12 protein-coding genes are annotated in these 15,686 nt (G+C 42.0%); 6 read left to right on the top strand and 6 right to left on the bottom strand.

Annotation, left to right across the window (positions count from 1 at the left end):
* Window positions 1–30: 30 nt before the first annotated feature.
* The 3 genes from gltC (at window position 31) to EBQ12_RS13955 (ending at window position 4,587) form a co-directional block, all read left to right on the top strand.
* Window positions 31–933, top strand: coding sequence for a glutamate biosynthesis transcriptional regulator GltC (gltC, locus tag EBQ12_RS13965; protein WP_125590412.1), 903 nt, complete (start codon window positions 31–33; stop codon window positions 931–933).
* Between the two features lie 94 nt (window positions 934–1,027).
* Window positions 1,028–2,761, top strand: a complete 1,734-nt coding sequence (locus tag EBQ12_RS13960; RefSeq protein WP_125590410.1) for an ABC transporter ATP-binding protein — start codon at window positions 1,028–1,030, stop codon at window positions 2,759–2,761.
* Entirely contained in the window at window positions 2,758–4,587 is a 1,830-nt protein-coding gene (locus EBQ12_RS13955; RefSeq protein WP_125590408.1) for an ABC transporter ATP-binding protein, read from the top strand. The genes EBQ12_RS13960 and EBQ12_RS13955 overlap by 4 nt, the downstream gene beginning before the upstream one ends.
* 59 nt (window positions 4,588–4,646) lie before the next feature.
* On the opposite strand, the gene EBQ12_RS13950 is transcribed toward EBQ12_RS13955, so the two are convergent.
* Complete coding sequence (locus tag EBQ12_RS13950) at window positions 4,647–5,468, bottom strand: MerR family transcriptional regulator (RefSeq protein ID WP_125590406.1); 822 nt, start codon at window positions 5,466–5,468, stop codon at window positions 4,647–4,649.
* Window positions 5,469–5,556: 88 nt separating this feature from the next.
* Here EBQ12_RS13950 and EBQ12_RS13945 point away from each other — a divergent pair, with 88 nt between their 5' ends.
* Window positions 5,557–6,126, top strand: coding sequence for a GNAT family N-acetyltransferase (locus EBQ12_RS13945; RefSeq protein ID WP_072368380.1), 570 nt, complete (start codon window positions 5,557–5,559; stop codon window positions 6,124–6,126).
* 180 nt (window positions 6,127–6,306) lie between these two features.
* On the opposite strand, the gene EBQ12_RS13940 is transcribed toward EBQ12_RS13945, so the two are convergent.
* From EBQ12_RS13940 to proC, 3 genes are read right to left on the bottom strand one after another with little or no spacing between them, the layout of a single operon-like run.
* Window positions 6,307–7,575, bottom strand: a complete 1,269-nt coding sequence (locus EBQ12_RS13940; protein ID WP_046343747.1) for a glutamate-5-semialdehyde dehydrogenase — start codon at window positions 7,573–7,575, stop codon at window positions 6,307–6,309.
* An 18-nt stretch (window positions 7,576–7,593) separates the two neighbouring features.
* Window positions 7,594–8,712 (bottom strand): glutamate 5-kinase, encoded by a 1,119-nt coding sequence (gene proB / locus EBQ12_RS13935; RefSeq protein WP_019743320.1) that lies wholly within the window; start codon window positions 8,710–8,712, stop codon window positions 7,594–7,596.
* A 27-nt stretch (window positions 8,713–8,739) separates the two neighbouring features.
* The gene (gene proC / locus EBQ12_RS13930; protein WP_019743319.1) at window positions 8,740–9,537 is read right to left on the bottom strand and encodes a pyrroline-5-carboxylate reductase; all 798 of its coding nucleotides are present in this window, start codon (window positions 9,535–9,537) and stop codon (window positions 8,740–8,742) included.
* Between the two features lie 471 nt (window positions 9,538–10,008).
* Here proC and EBQ12_RS13925 point away from each other — a divergent pair, with 471 nt between their 5' ends.
* Both EBQ12_RS13925 and EBQ12_RS13920 read left to right on the top strand, forming a co-directional pair.
* The gene (locus EBQ12_RS13925; RefSeq protein WP_125590404.1) at window positions 10,009–11,205 is read left to right on the top strand and encodes a cytochrome P450; all 1,197 of its coding nucleotides are present in this window, start codon (window positions 10,009–10,011) and stop codon (window positions 11,203–11,205) included.
* Between the two features lie 118 nt (window positions 11,206–11,323).
* The gene (locus EBQ12_RS13920) at window positions 11,324–13,363 is read left to right on the top strand and encodes a molybdopterin oxidoreductase family protein (protein ID WP_125590402.1); all 2,040 of its coding nucleotides are present in this window, start codon (window positions 11,324–11,326) and stop codon (window positions 13,361–13,363) included.
* Window positions 13,364–13,409: 46 nt separating this feature from the next.
* On the opposite strand, the gene EBQ12_RS13915 is transcribed toward EBQ12_RS13920, so the two are convergent.
* Both EBQ12_RS13915 and xylB read right to left on the bottom strand, forming a co-directional pair.
* Complete coding sequence (locus EBQ12_RS13915) at window positions 13,410–14,096, bottom strand: glycoside hydrolase family 11 protein (RefSeq protein ID WP_007500674.1); 687 nt, start codon at window positions 14,094–14,096, stop codon at window positions 13,410–13,412.
* A 94-nt stretch (window positions 14,097–14,190) separates the two neighbouring features.
* The gene (gene xylB / locus EBQ12_RS13910; protein ID WP_125590400.1) at window positions 14,191–15,684 is read right to left on the bottom strand and encodes a xylulokinase; all 1,494 of its coding nucleotides are present in this window, start codon (window positions 15,682–15,684) and stop codon (window positions 14,191–14,193) included.
* Window positions 15,685–15,686 lie beyond the last annotated feature (2 nt).

Here is a 15,686-nt window from a genome sequence, read left to right as displayed (position 1 = left end):
TTTTGAGATAGATGGGTGTGAAGTGCAAAAATGGAGCTTCGTCAGTTACGTTATTTTGTAGAAGTCGCAGACCGTGAACACGTGTCAGAAGCGGCTGAAAACTTACACGTTGCCCAATCTGCCATCAGCCGGCAGATTGCCAATTTAGAAGAAGAACTTGGAGTGGCCTTATTCGAACGAGAAGGACGAAATATCAAATTAACGAAGATCGGCAGACAATTTTTAGATCATGTCAGAACTGCACTCAAAGCCATTGATTACGCAAAAGAGCAAATTGATGAATACTTAGATCCGCACAAAGGGACGGTGAATATTGGCTTTCCTACAAGTCTAGCAAGCCAAGTGCTCCCTTCTGTCATTTCCGCATTTAAGCTGGAATATCCAGAGGTCGATTTTTTACTTCGGCAAGGTTCCTATAAGTTTCTCATTGAAGCCGTTAAAAATCGTGATATCGATCTTGCCTTTTTAGGACCTGTACCGACAAACGATTCTCAAATAGAAGGAAATATTTTGTTTTCTGAAAGCATTTATGCCCTTTTACCGGTTAGCCACCCCTTTAGCGGACAAAGGAGCATTCATTTAAGTGATTTAAGAAAGGATCATTTCGTGTTATTTCCTGAAGGGTATGTGCTGAGACAAATTGCGGTTGATGCTTGCAAGCAGGCAGGCTATGAGCCTACCATTTCATCTGAAGGAGAAGATTTGGATGCCATAAAAGGTCTCGTATCGGCAGGAATGGGTGTTACCTTATTACCCGAAAGTGCCTTTTATGAAACAACACCGCGATTTACAGTGAAAATTCCGATCGATTTTCCTCAAGTGAGAAGAACGGTTGGCATTATTGCATCTAAATCGCGAGAAATGTCTCCTTCTGCCCATGATTTTTATGTGTTTGTGAAGGATTTCTTTTCTAAAATTGAACAATATAAATAATTCACTAAAACAAGACATTTCATTTGTAGAAATAATCCCTCTTTGTATATGATGGGTTACAGAACAACAGACTATATGGAAGAAAGGTATTCGTATGAAATCAATTTTATCGTTTTTAAAGCCCTATCGGCTATCCGTTGTGTCCATTGTGATTCTCACCTTTTTAAGCAGTATGCTCCAGCTGTATTTACCGACGCTTACGGCAGATATCGTTGATGTCGGGATCGTCCAAGGAGATGTCGCTTATATATGGAAAGTTGGGGGCTGGATGGTGGGTTGTTCTTTACTTGCCATCTTGCTCACGATTTGGAAGTCCTACTTGTCATCTAAGACAGCTCTAGGCTTCGGGCGTGATATGAGAAGACAGCTGTTTGTGCATGTCGAACAATTCTCATTAGAAGAATTTCAAAAAATCGGGACATCTTCCTTTATTACAAGATCAACAAATGATGTGAAACAAGTTCAAGATGTCACGATCATGATCTTACAAATGATGACACGGGCACCTCTTATGCTCGTTGGTGGAATTATTTTGGCTGTATCTAGAGATGCTGTGTTATCTCTCATCTTTTTAGCAGCTCTTCCCCTTCTTGGCGGGTTCATTTATTTGGTGTCAAGAAAAGCGATCCCCCTCTTTGGACAGCTTCAGAAAAAAACGGACCGGCTGAACTTGATTATGAGAGAGTCGCTTTCAGGCATTCGGGTCATTCGTGCGTTTAACCGAGTAGATGACGAAAAGGAACGTTTTCAAGAAGCCAATACATCGTATAAGGATACTGGCCTTAAGGTCAATCGATTAATGGCGTACTTGTTTCCTTTTATGCTCATCATCATGAACTTCACGAATATCGGCATTGTCTGGATTGGCGCTAATCGGATTGATGCCGGACAGATGGAAGTCGGGAATCTGATCGCCTTCATTCAATATGCGATGATGATTTTAATGGCACTCATTATGCTTTCTATGAGTTTTATTATGGTGCCTAGAGCTCAGGCATCAGCTAAACGGATGAATGAAGTGTTAAATCTAGAACCAAAAATTAAAGACAAAAAAGAAGCTGTCACTAAACTTGATCAGCCGGCCCAGTCCATTCGCTTTGAGAATGTGTCATTTTATTATTCAAATGCTGAAAAACCAGCCGTTCAAGACATGACGTTTGAAGCCAAAAAGGGTGAAACGACGGCGATCATTGGCAGTACAGGTTCCGGGAAAACGACCCTTCTTCAGCTGATGACACGTTTTTATGAAGCAACAGAAGGAAGAATTACATTAGATGGTGTCGATATTAGAGAATTGCCTCAAGAGAAACTGAGAAGTCAGATGGGTTATGTTTCTCAAAAAGCCATTTTATTTAGCGGAACCATTGCTGATAATGTGCGCTTTGGCAAACACGATGCAACAGATGACGAGATTTGGCAGGCACTGCGGACGGCACAGGCCGAAGAATTTGTTTTGCAAAAAGATGGCGGAATTCACGCAGAGATAGACCAAGGGGGTTCGAATCTCTCTGGCGGTCAAAAGCAGCGTCTTTCGATCGCAAGAGCACTCGTAAGAAAACCTGCATTCTACTTGTTTGACGATAGCTTCTCTGCCCTTGATTACAAAACGGATGCAAAACTTCGGTCAGCACTAGAAGCTGAAAAAGAGCATGCTGCTTTGATTATTGTGGCTCAAAGAATCAGCACAGTGAAGCATAGCGATAAAATCATTGTGTTAGATGATGGAAAAATAGCAGGTATCGGTACACATGAACAGTTACTGAAAGATAACCTTGTCTATCAAGAAATAGTCGCATCACAGGAAGGTCAGGAGGTGGAGCAAGGATGAGTAAAAAAATGTCTTCTGGAATGGGACATAAAGGCGGTCACCCAAGGGGCCCAGTACAAAAACCGAAGGAATTTAAAAAAACACTTCTTCGTTTAACGGGCTATTTAAAACCGAGGAAATTTCAGCTGATCGTTGTCCTGATTGCAGCGATCGGTTCAACCGTTTTTAATGTCATCAGTCCAAAATTACTTGGGGATGCCACCTCTTCCCTATTTGAAAGTTTTACACAAGGAACTGGTGTTCAATTTGACGTCATTTCACGCATTTTATTGCTGCTTGTTCTATTATATGTCGTGGCTTCTCTCTTCTCATTCGTGCAGCAATATGTGATGGCGGGTGTCTCGCAGCAGACCATTGCTGAACTAAGACAAGAAGCGAGTGACAAACTCACACGTCTCCCTCTTCGTTATTTTGATAAAACAACACATGGAGACACGCTGAGCCGGGTGATGAACGACATTGATAATATTAATACTTCTTTACAGCAGGCACTCACACAAGTGATCACATCTGTCATTACAGTCATTGGAATTGTCGTCATGATGCTTTTCATCAGTCCGCTACTGACGCTGCTTGTTTGTTTGACGCTGCCTCTCAGTTTGTTTGCGATTCGAGGCATTACATCATTTTCGCAAAAGCATTTTAAAGCACAGCAAAAAGAACTAGGGATGATCAATGGACATATTAATGAAATGTTCACAGGACATCAGACGGTTCGTGCGTATGGCTATGAAAAGAAAGCCATTGATACATTTGATCAATTAAACGAACAACTATATGAATCTTCAAGAAAAGCACAATTTATCTCCGGCTTAATGATGCCGATGATGACCTTTATTGGGAATCTTGGCTATGTGGCGGTAAGTGTTGCTGGCGGAATTCTTGTCATTAACGGGAATATTCGTGTTGGGGATGTGCAAGCATTTATCCAATACACACAGCAAATGTCGCAGCCGCTTGTGCAAGCATCCAGTGTTGCAAACTTAGTTCAATCTGCTATCGCTTCAGCTGAACGGGTGTTTGAAATTCTGGATGAGGAAGAAGAACATGCGGAAGAAGATGCAGCGATTGATCTTAAATCCCTTTCCGGAGATGTGGCCTTTGAGCACGTTCACTTCGGTTATGAGAAAGATCAACCCATTATTAAAGATTTGAATTTACAAGTCCGAGAAGGACAAACGGTGGCCATTGTTGGGCCAACAGGCGCTGGAAAAACAACGATTATTAATCTGTTAATGCGCTTTTACGAGCTAGATCAAGGCTCCATTCGCATTGGCGGCGTAAAAACAACCGACCTCAGCCGAGAGCAAGTACGTGACTTATTTGCGATGGTTCTTCAGGATACATGGCTCTTTGAAGGCACAATTTATGACAACATCGCATATGGTAGACCGCATGTTTCAAAAGAGGATGTGTTGAAGGCCGCTAAACATGCCTATGCAGACGATTTCATCCGCACCCTTCCAGATGGATATGACACACTCTTAACAGAAGATGCCGGCAACCTCTCACAAGGTCAACGTCAACTGTTAACCATCGCCCGTGCCATCTTATCTGATCCGAAGATATTAATCTTAGATGAAGCAACAAGCAGTGTCGATACACGGACAGAGATGCATATTCAAAAAGCAATGAATGAATTAATGAACGGCAGAACAAGCTTCGTTATTGCACATCGACTTTCAACGATTAAAGATGCCGATCTCATTTTAGTTATGAAAGATGGCACGATCATTGAAAAAGGAACTCATCGTGAGCTTTTGAAAGAAAAAGGCTTTTATGCAGACCTCTATATGAGTCAATTTGCCGAAAACCAAGTCGGTTAAACAGCACCAAAAAGGATAGACAGCATGTAAAAATGCCTGTCTATCCTTTTTGTGATGCCTTAAGCTTCCCGTTTTCTGACTTTCACACTAAGTTTCGTCATGTAATCCGCTTCATTTTTAGACATCAGAGAATGAAGTAAATACTCCTCAAAGACATCCCCATCCAGTATCATATCCTCTGCTTCGATGTGATCTAATAAACGTGAATAGGCAGTCTCCATTTCTTCATATGTTCCTTGTTGATACATGACTGCATATAGACCCGCTGGCTTTTTGACTGCATCCGGTCCTTCCATTCGGCAGAACAGCCGATCAGATTGATGATAATGACGCTGCAAAAACTGCTCCTTGTTTAAAATAGAACCATTTGCCGCCGCACCTTTAATACCAATCCCTTTCAGAAATTCTCCTACAATTCGAGAAATTTCTTCTATAGGTGTGTTTGAATCAATTGGGTTTGATGTACTGAGGACGATCGGTTCTTCTGGCAGTTCTTGAAACAAGACCTCCCCTGTTTTCACTGATGATAATTCATTCGTTGTCTCGATCACACGAAAAAGAAAAGATTGAATATCCTGTAGTTTTTGGATCTCCTCCCCGACCTTTTCTGCTTGCTCAACCGCAAGGCTTTGCAATTTCTCCTGAGAAGGCTCAGTAAAGTATTGTTTTAATTGTTTGATCGGAAATTGAACAGCACGAAGGGATTGAATGGCCATGAAATGATCAAATTGTTCAAATGTATAATAACGGTACCCATTTTCCTGAACACCTGCCGGCTTAAACAAATCGATTTTATCATAATAGAGCAGTGTATCTTTTTTCACTTCAAATAATGACGCAAATTCTCCAGTTAAAAATGTTTTTTGAACATCGCTCATCATTTTTAGGGCTCCTTTCTTGACTATGGAGTTACTCCATCCTTTATGATAACATGCATAAACACCACGTATGTGGAGAAAGGATTTACACATGAACAAAATCGCACAAGATCAAGTCACATTATCACTTGCAAAACAAGAGGACTTCCCTTTGATGAAAAAAGAACTGCAAGATGCTTTCACAGCTGGCATCATTGATGCATTTGGCGATGCAGAAGGTGGACCAATTCCTCCTGATGAGTCGATTGATGAATCTTTTTATTCGACAGAGAACCTTGTCTATCATATTTTACTAAATGGTCAAAAGGCAGGAGGGGTTGTCTTAAAAATCAACCATCACACACACCGCAATTCGGTGGACCTATTATATATCTCTTCATCATCTCATAGCCGCGGCATTGGTCAGGCAGCATGGAAAGCCATTGAGGCGCAATATCCAGAAACGAAGGTGTGGGAAGTTGTCACTCCTTATTTTGAAAAGCGCAACATTCATTTTTATGTGAACAAATGCGGGTTTCAGATTGTTGAGTTTTATCACTTACACCATCCAGATCCGAGCTTCCCTCATGAGAAGAATCAAGAAAATGACCCTTTAGCGCCTGAGACATTTGAATTTTTCAAATTTGAGAAAGTCATGAAAAAAGACCGTTCAAGTTCATAAAAAAACTAGATTGTTGACAAAGGGCTAAAATGGACTTCATTTTAGCCCTTTGTCTTCTTTTTCAAGAGTTGTCAGTGCTTCAGCATCGTTTCCATGTCGTTCCCCTTTTTTCTCTCTTCTTTTCTCATACACTAAAAAAACACTACCCCAAGAAGAAAGGTAGTGTTCGTTACATTCATTCTAGCTTCTAATCTGACCATCACCAGATAGAAGCAGCTTTGTTGTTGTCAGTGCAGGAAGTCCCATTGGCCCTCTTGCGTGCAGTTTTTGAGTAGAAATGCCAATTTCAGCGCCATATCCTAGTGCACCGCCATCTGTAAAACGTGTAGATGCGTTATGATAAACAGCGGCCGCATCGACTTCGTTTAGAAAGATTTGTGCGTTTTTTTCATCCTCTGTTACGATGGCTTCTGAATGTTTCGTTCCGTACTGATCAATGTGGTGAATGGCGTCCTCAATTGAGTCAACGACTTTCACCGCAAGATCAAGACTTAAATACTCATCTGTCCAATCCACTTCCTCCGCAGGAACCGCTTCGGAAAAGAAGGATTGAGCGTCTTGATCCCCGTGCACAGTGACTTGGTGCTGAAGCAGTGCTTCATTCAATGCTGCACCATTTTCTTTCAGCCAATCGCGATGAACGATCAGAGTCTCAAGCGCATTACAAACGGCCGGACGATTTGTTTTCGCATTGATGACAATCTGAATGGCTTTTTCTACATTCGCTGTTTGATCAATAAAGATATGGCAGTTCCCTGTCCCTGTTTCAAGAACTGGAATGGTCGATTCTTCTACAACGGTTTTGATTAAAGAAGCCCCGCCTCTCGGGATTAAAACATCAATCCACTCTTTTAGATGAAACATCGCTTGAACCGATGAACGGTCTGTTTGTTCAATAAACTGTACCGCATCACGAGGGATCTTTGTTTGATCCAATGCCTCATGAATGACGCGGACGATGGCTTTGTTGGAAGAAATAGCGGAGGAACCGCCTTTTAAAATCACTGAGTTGCCTGCCTTGAGGGCAAGCCCTGCTGCATCGACAGTGACATTCGGTCTCGCTTCATAGATCATCCCGATCACGCCGAGCGGTACTCTTCGGCTTTTCACATGTAAGCCGTTTTCAAGAGTCCATTCATCCAATATTTCTCCAACAGGATCTGTTAATCTCGTCACAAGCCGCAAACTTTCCGCAAACTCATGAATTCTCTCTTCATTTAACATTAATCGATCCATTAATGCTTCAGAGAAGCCCTTTTCTTTTCCTGCCTCTAAATCCTTTTGATTTTCCTGTAAAATAAAATCACTTTGCTGTTCGAGCGTTTCTGCTATTTTCAGTAGCGCCTCATTTTTTTCCTCTGTTTGAAGTAAACCTAGTTTTTTTGATACGTGCTTTGCTTTTTTCGCTTTTTCTTTGACCGATGTGACAACTTCAGCTGTCAGTGTCATGAAATTCCTCCCTTATGATTAGCAAACTGGTATTGATAAATCTAAATGACAAACAAACGCTTCAAGATCTACGACATGCACCACTTCATCCTGTAGCAAGTCACCGTTCAGTGCGAGTTCGTCGGACGCATAATTGACAATGCCAAGCCCTATTTCTCTTTCATCTTGATCTAAAATACGGACAACATCGCCTTTTTTAAACGAACCCTTTACATCGACTATGCCGTCAGAATCCAGACTTTTCTCACGATGCATGAGAAGCTCCTGTGTTTTCTCTTGAACAACGATTTCGCCTTTTGGGCCAGAATGAAAAGCAATCCACTGTTTTTTATAATTCAGCGGCGCTAAATTTTCGTCAGCTGTAAAATAAGTGCCGTCCTCTGTCCCATTAATGGCTTTGTCTAAAATGTGAGGCGTATCGGCTTTTCCCAAAAAGCCATTGATGCCTGCGGCCATTGAAATTTTAAAGGCATCGAGTTTTGATTTCATTCCGCCTGTGCCAACGCTGCTTCCCGCATCTCCAGCGGCTGCTTCGATGTCTTCTGTGATTTCTGTGACTTCTAGAATTCTCTTCGCATTCGGGTTTGTATGAGGGTTATCTTCATACAAGCCATCAATATCAGATAAAATAGCGAGGAAATCCGCATCAATCAGTCCAGCTACTTTTGCAGACAATGTATCATTATCTCCAAACTTCAACCGATTGATCGTCACTGTATCATTTTCATTAATAATCGGGATGATCCCTCGATCTAATAACACATTCATTGTATTTCGCACATTTTGATAGCGCGTTTCATCTGAAAAATCGCTTCTTGTAATTAATAGCTGTGAAGCAATATAACCGTGCGATAAAAATAAAGTAGAATATGACTCCATTAAAAGCCCTTGCCCTATTGAGGCAGACGCCTGTTTTTCTGGCAGTGTTTTCGGTCTATCAATAAATCCTAATTTTCGGTAACCAGCTGCAACCGCACCAGATGAGACCAAAATGACTTCGTGTCCTTCATCTTTGAGTTTTACAATTTGATTGACGAGGTTTTCTAGTTTTTTTAAACTAATCTCACCTTGAAAGCTAGTAAGAGAGCTGCTTCCGATTTTCACAACAATTCGTTTTCTCTCTTTATCTGCGTACACCTTATCACTCCTGTATTGAGGCTCTATTTATATCGTTACTTTTTGTTTTTGCTGTTCACTTATTTCTTTTGATCGATTGGCGGCATGTTTGACGGCCTGCTTGATGGCTTCTCCTCCGCCAAAATCATCTAATGCATCTAGTCCTGCAGCCGTTGTTCCATTAGGTGACGTAATTTTTTCTCTGAGGACAGAAGGATTTTCAGCTGTTTCTTGCAGCATCTTCGCTGCACCGAGAAGTGTCTGTGTACCGATTTGACGGGACATTTCTTTTGATAAGCCAGCTTCTTCTCCAGCTTCTTCGATTCTTTCCATTAAGAAATAAAAATAAGCTGGACCGCTTCCGGCAATTCCTGTGAAAATATCCATTTGCTCTTCCTGAATGGTATATACTTCTCCCATTTCAGATAAAAGAGCTCGACTCATGCTTACATGTTCATTTTTCACATCACGTCCAGCAGATAAAGCGGTCGCCGACGCCCCAATCGTACTTGACGTATTTGGCATTACTCGCATAACAGGCTGCCCTTCATGCAGCATGTCTTCAATATACGATGATTTCACACCTGCAAGCACAGACAGGATGAGCTGATCTTTCTGAATATGAGGTTTTAATGATTCAAGTGCTGTTTCAGCATCCTTTGGCTTCATTGCCAGGATCAACATATCCATCTCTTCAAAAGGAAATGAATCCATTGTGGCTGTTTGGATTCCGTAGCGTTTCGTTAGTTCGTTTAATCGCTGCTTATTTTGCTTGTTTGTTGCGTAAATTTGGCTGAGCGGCATCTGACCTGATCGCACAATACCTGCAATCATTCCTTCCGCCATAGAACCTGCTCCAATGAAAGCAACTTTCTTTTGATCAATGATATTGATCCTCTCCCTTGTTCGCTTTTTGTTCGTGTTTTTCGCACGTTAGTTATCGTAACATGATGAGAAATCGTGTCAAGAAAGAGCCAGCGCTTTTCAAAAGTCCCGAATACGCGCTGAACAGCTTGCGGTATGTATGTTAGCCGTGTTTTTTCAAATCATCAATTTAGATCAAAAGAACTATACAGATTTGAATCATAGTACCCTTTCGTTCGACTGAATTCACCATTTTATTTTTGGTTTCGGTGACTTCAATTCTAGTTTTTAGTAAGCGCTATCATTTTTGATGACTTTCTATTTTCCTATAGGATGAATGTGTTTGAATCTTTCGATTAGACTATTGACATATTTTAGAAAACATGTCCGTTGAAATGCGTTTTTCGTGGTGATACCGTGAAAGGGAAATCAAGTGAAAAAGGAGCGTTCATAATGAAAGTAAAAGAAAATTACGTCAATGTCATCCCAATGAAAGAAATCCGATCTACTGATGACCTTCTTTTCCCATTCCCTATCTACAATGAATTACGATCGCAGGGTGATATTCGATACGATGAAACGAGAAAGTGCTGGGATCTCTTTCGATATGCTGATATTCAGTCTGTTCTGAAGCAGCCAAAAGTGTTTTCATCACAGCGAGGAAGAAGCACATCTAAAACGAGTATTTTAACAATGGACCCTCCAAAACATACCAAAATGAGAGCACTCGTCAATAAAGCCTTCACGCCAAAAGCGATCAAACAAATAGAAGAAAAGATCAAAGACTTGACCCATGATCTATTACATCAAGTAAAGGATCAACGGACCTTCGATATTGTGCAAGATCTGGCCGCTCCCCTACCTGTCATGATCATCGCCGAGCTTCTCGGTGCAGAAGTGAAAGACAGAGAGCTGATCAAAAAACATTCAGATGCTCTAGTTGCAGGAGCCAAAGATGATTCAAAAGAAGCTGTTCAAGCCGTTGTCGACATGCAAAAACAAGCAGAAAAAGAGCTGTCAGAGTACTTTGCTCATTTGATCCAAAAACGAAAAGAAATGCCAGCCGATGATTTAATCTCTCTTCTCATCCAAGCGGAAATTGACGGTGAGCGTTTATCAGAAAATGAACTGCTTGGCTTTTGTATACTCTTACTCGTTGCTGGTAATGAAACAACAACGAATTTAATCACAAATGCCGTACGACTTTTAACAGAGCAGCCGCATATCGCCGAATCAGTGCGGCAAGACCTGTCTCTCATTCCTCAATTGACAGAAGAAACGCTACGCTATTATCCGCCTGTTCAAGCGATTGGGCGAGTTGCAGCAGAGGATGTTCAGATTGCCGGTTCTCACATTGAAAAAGGAGACTATCTTATCAGCTGGGTGGCATCTGCAAATCGTGATGAACGGAAGTTTGACGATCCAGATACGTTTCGTCTTGACAGAAAATCAAATCCACATTTGAGCTTTGGCTTCGGCATCCATTTTTGTCTTGGTGCCCCTCTCGCCCGGCTTGAGGCTCATCTAGCACTTGAGATTTTACTCCGTACGTTTCGGGAAATCACCTGTGCGGCAGATCAGCTGAAACCGATTCAAAGCACGTTTGTGTTTGGGGTCAAAGAATTTCCTGTGCAGGTCACCCGTTTTTAAAAGTCCCTTTCATTAGGGGCTTTTTTTCATATGCTTATCCTTACCTTCCTGGTCTTAACATGCTAAAATAAAATCCATATGTACAGTGATCACGGAATTCGGAAAGGAAGCTAAACGTATGACCGATTACACAGCAATGAAAGACGGAATATTCAAATCAGTTTGTTCGTTAGATTGCCCTGATCAGTGCGGTCTTTTAATACATAAAGAGAACGGAAAGATCGTTAAAGTTCAAGGAGATCCAGATCATCCAGTCACTCAAGGAAACATTTGCAATAAAGTGCGGAATGTCACAGCTCGTTTATATGATGAAAAACGTCTGACAACACCATTAAAACGTGTAGGTCAAAAAGGTGACCGGCAGTTTGCTCCAATTACGTGGGAAGAAGCGATTGAAACCATTCGTCAAAAATGGACAAAGCTGATCGAAGAAAAAGGACCAGAAAGCATTTTGCCTTACAGCTTCTATGGGAATATGGGGAATCTTAATGCAGAAGGAATGGACCGCCGCTTTTTCTATCGACTTGGCTCAAGTCAGCTAGACCGAACCATTTGTCAGTCAGCCGGAACAACAGGCTATAAATATACAATGGGCGCAAGCATCGGGACAGACCCAGAAGAAACCATTCATACGAAACTATTTATCTTTTGGGGCATCAATGCAGTTTCAACCAATATGCATCAAATCACGTTGGCACAAAAAGCTCGAAAGCAAGGAGCCAAAATTGTCGTCATTGATGTGCACAAAAACCAAACGGGCCGGATGGCAGATTGGTTCATTCCGCTTCGCCCTGGCACTGACAGTGCGCTAGCTCTTGGGATCATGCATGTCCTTTTTAAAGAAGACCGCACAGATGCGTCATTTTTAGAGACTTACACGGTCGGTCACAATGAACTTCGCGAGCATGTGAAGCAGTACGATCCAGAAACGGTCGAACAGATCACGGGTGTCCCAAAAGAAGACATCATCACACTTGCGAGAATGTACGCAGAGACAACGCCGTCTCTCATTCGTATTGGCAATGGGCTACAGCATCACGATAATGGCGGCATGAGTATTCGAACCATCTCCTGTCTCCCTGCCCTCACCGGTCAATGGCTGCACAAAGGCGGCGGTGCGATGAAATCGAACTCTTCTTTTCTTAGTTATAATGAAACCGCTCTTCAGCGACCGGAATTATTAAAGGAACGCGAACCTAGAACATTTAATATGAATCAGCTGGGCAGCGTGCTAACGAACGCAGAACCTTCTATTGATTCTCTTTTTGTCTACTCTTGCAACCCGGCTGTTGTGACACCTGAAGCAAATAAAGTAAGAGACGGTTTAATGCGGCAAGACTTATTTACGGTTGTCCATGACTTGTTCATGACAGAGACAGCCTCTTATGCGGATATTGTTCTGCCAGCGACCTCTGCCTTTGAAAACGAGGATTTTTATACTTCTTACTGGCATCATTACATTCAAATTCAAGAACCTGTTATAGAACGTTATGGAGAAAGCAAATCAAACACAGAAGTGTTTCGTCTTTTGGCTCATGCGATGGGCTTTGAAGATGAAGCCTTTAAAGACACAGATGCGGAACTAATGGAACAAGCTCTTCATCATCCTGAAAATCCGCATTATGAAAACATTTCATATCAAGCGTTAAAAGAGAAAAAGTGGATCAAAGCAAAACGAGGGCCTTTCGAAGATTTAAAGCTCCCTACCCCAAGCGGGAAAATTGAGCTTTACTCTGAACAAATGAAAAAAGATGGATATCCAGCCCTTCCAACCTATGTACCTTTATTCAAGGAAAGTGATTATCCACTAACGTTTATACCGGGACCAAACCATAATTTTCTTAATTCCACCTTCTCTCTTCATGAGAAGCATCAAAAGCTAGAGAAATTTCCGAAGCTTCATATGAATGAACAAGATGCAAAAGAAAGACAGATTGAAGATGGGGACATGGTTCGTGTGCTGAATGATCGAGGAGAATGCGAGCTGATCGTGTCAGTCGGACAAAATGTGTTATCTGGTGTTGTTGTCAGTCAGGGATTATGGGCAGACCAAAAAGGCAAAAAACATTTGGTGAATGGCCTCACGCCTGATCGTTTGGCAGATATGGGCGGTGGTGCGACGTTCTTTTCCGGCAGAGTCGAAGTTGAAAAATTATGATAGAAAAAGCCAGGAGTTTTGCTCCCGGCTCTTTTCTTTGACTTTTTTAGTTGCCAATAAACAGCTGATTGGTCATCACATTTGCACTTCCGCTGCTTTGGTAGCCTTCTACAGTAAATGCCGTTTCATACATCTTCCCCATTGGCATCCCTAAACTTTCCCATTTTCTAAAATGCGCACTGACGGAGACCGTTCCGCTTGTACGTTTCGTTTGACGTACACTCCAATATTGCTTGAAGGTTGCGATCCCGATAATGGAAGGCTGATTGACACGGGTTGTTTCATAAATGTCATATGTGCCTCCATCAGCATAAAATGATCCTTTATACGCTCCTGTTGGACGATATGTGCCCCATGAATCAACAATGTAGTATTCTGCTAATGGAGATTGTGTCCAGCCATAGACACATAGATAGGAATTCCCGCCTGGGTTAAAACTTGCGTTGTAATTGATGGAGATGTTGCCAAGCTGATGGTGAGTTCTAGTGGAATCAAACTTTTTCCCTTTTCTAAATAAAGCATTTCCGATATTGTTCCAGCCTGCACTAAATGCCCCGCCGTTATTGAGTGTCATCGAGGTGTTTCCATAATCCTTCCATAATTCATAATCGTACCCGCTATGGTTACCCATTTCATTATTCGTAATGGTTCTCGCATGGGCTGGTACAGCCGTCAGTATAAGCGTCAGTCCAATACACATCACAAACAACAGTCTTAATTTTCTCAAATTCATCGTCCATTCCTCTCCTTTTTCATCCTTTTGATTCTGTCATCTCTAAGATGAAATGAATTCATCACCTCCTTTCATGCCCCTACTCACTACTAGATTATCGATACTGTGCTAGACCCGCATGAATGTCTCTTGTATGTGTATAAATGCTTTGATACAAACGAAAGAGATGATCATATATAGCGACATGCTGTTGATTTGGTGTAAATACGGCCGCTTGATGGATAAACTGATCCGCGCACGCCTCAAGTGACTCGTACCAGCCGCATCCAACTGCTGCAAGCATCGCTGCACCTAATGCGGGCCCTTGCTCATTTTCAAGCTGTATCACCTCAGCTTGAAAAATGTCTGCCTGCATTTGAAGCCATGTATGACTTCTCGCACCTCCACCAATAGACACGATGGAATCAATGCTTTTTCCCGCCTGCTTGAATAAAGCGATCGATTCATTTAATGAAAAAGTGATTCCTTCAAGCACAGCTCTAACCATATGCGCTTTTTTATGCCGGCTGTCTAATCCAATGAAGCTTCCACGAATGACTGAATCTGCATGAGGCGTTCTTTCCCCAACTAAATATGGCGTAAATAGCAATCCATTTGCGCCAGGCGCTATATCTTTTGCTCCGGCTAAAAGGTCTTTAAACGAATCATTTGGAGCAAGTAAAGATTTAATCCAATCGAGGCTATAACCTGCTGACAAAGTGACTCCCATTGTATAAAAAGCGTCTTTTTTTGCATGATGGAACAAATGCAAGTTTCCATTCAGCTCTCTGTTATGATTTTCTTCATAGGAAAGAATGACACCTGATGTGCCAATGCTGCATAATGTGTGACCTGATGATAAAATGCCGGCACCAATGGCACCGCAAGCATTATCCGCTCCACCCGCAAAAACCTTCACCTCTTCTGTCATCCCGGTTTCCTTTGCGATCTGCGGCAAGAGTGTTCCAACCTCCGCCTCCGATGAAACGAGTGGCGGGCAAATACGAATCGGAATATCAAAGGTTTGACAAATCTCCTCACTCCATGTTTGTTCTCCCATATCCAACAGTAACGTACCAGCCGCATCAGAATAGTCCATATGAATAGCGCCGGTTAATCGATATCTGACATAATCTTTTGGAAGTAAAAACAAATGGATTCGTTGATCAATTTCTGGTTCATGTTCCTTTACCCATAACAACTTTGGCAGTGTAAATCCTTCTAATGCCTGATTTTTTGTGATCGCTTGCAGCCTGCCTCCTAGCTTTTCTGTCATGCGCACGCATTGCGGTGTTGTTCTTGTGTCATTCCACAAGATGGCAGGCCTGAGCACTTGAAGGAATTCATCTAATAAAACAAGTCCGTGCATTTGTCCAGAAAAACTGATGCCTTCTACTTGCCTTGACTGAACAGGCTTTCTCTCCATAAGTTCTGTCATCGCGGCAATCGTCTGCTCTACCCAGTCTTCAGGATTTTGCTCACAATAACCTGGTTTGCTTTGAATGAGGCGGTAAGATTTAGTCGTCTCGCAGCATACCTTCCCGCTCTCATCTACTAATATCGCTTTAACTCCGCTCGTTCCAAGATCAATTCCCATCACATACTTCATAT

Source organism: Bacillus sp. 2B09 (assembly GCF_003946835.1).
Taxonomy (GTDB): Bacteria; Bacillota; Bacilli; order Bacillales; family Bacillaceae; genus Bacillus; species Bacillus altitudinis.
This window is presented reverse-complemented; position numbering and strand designations above follow the sequence as displayed.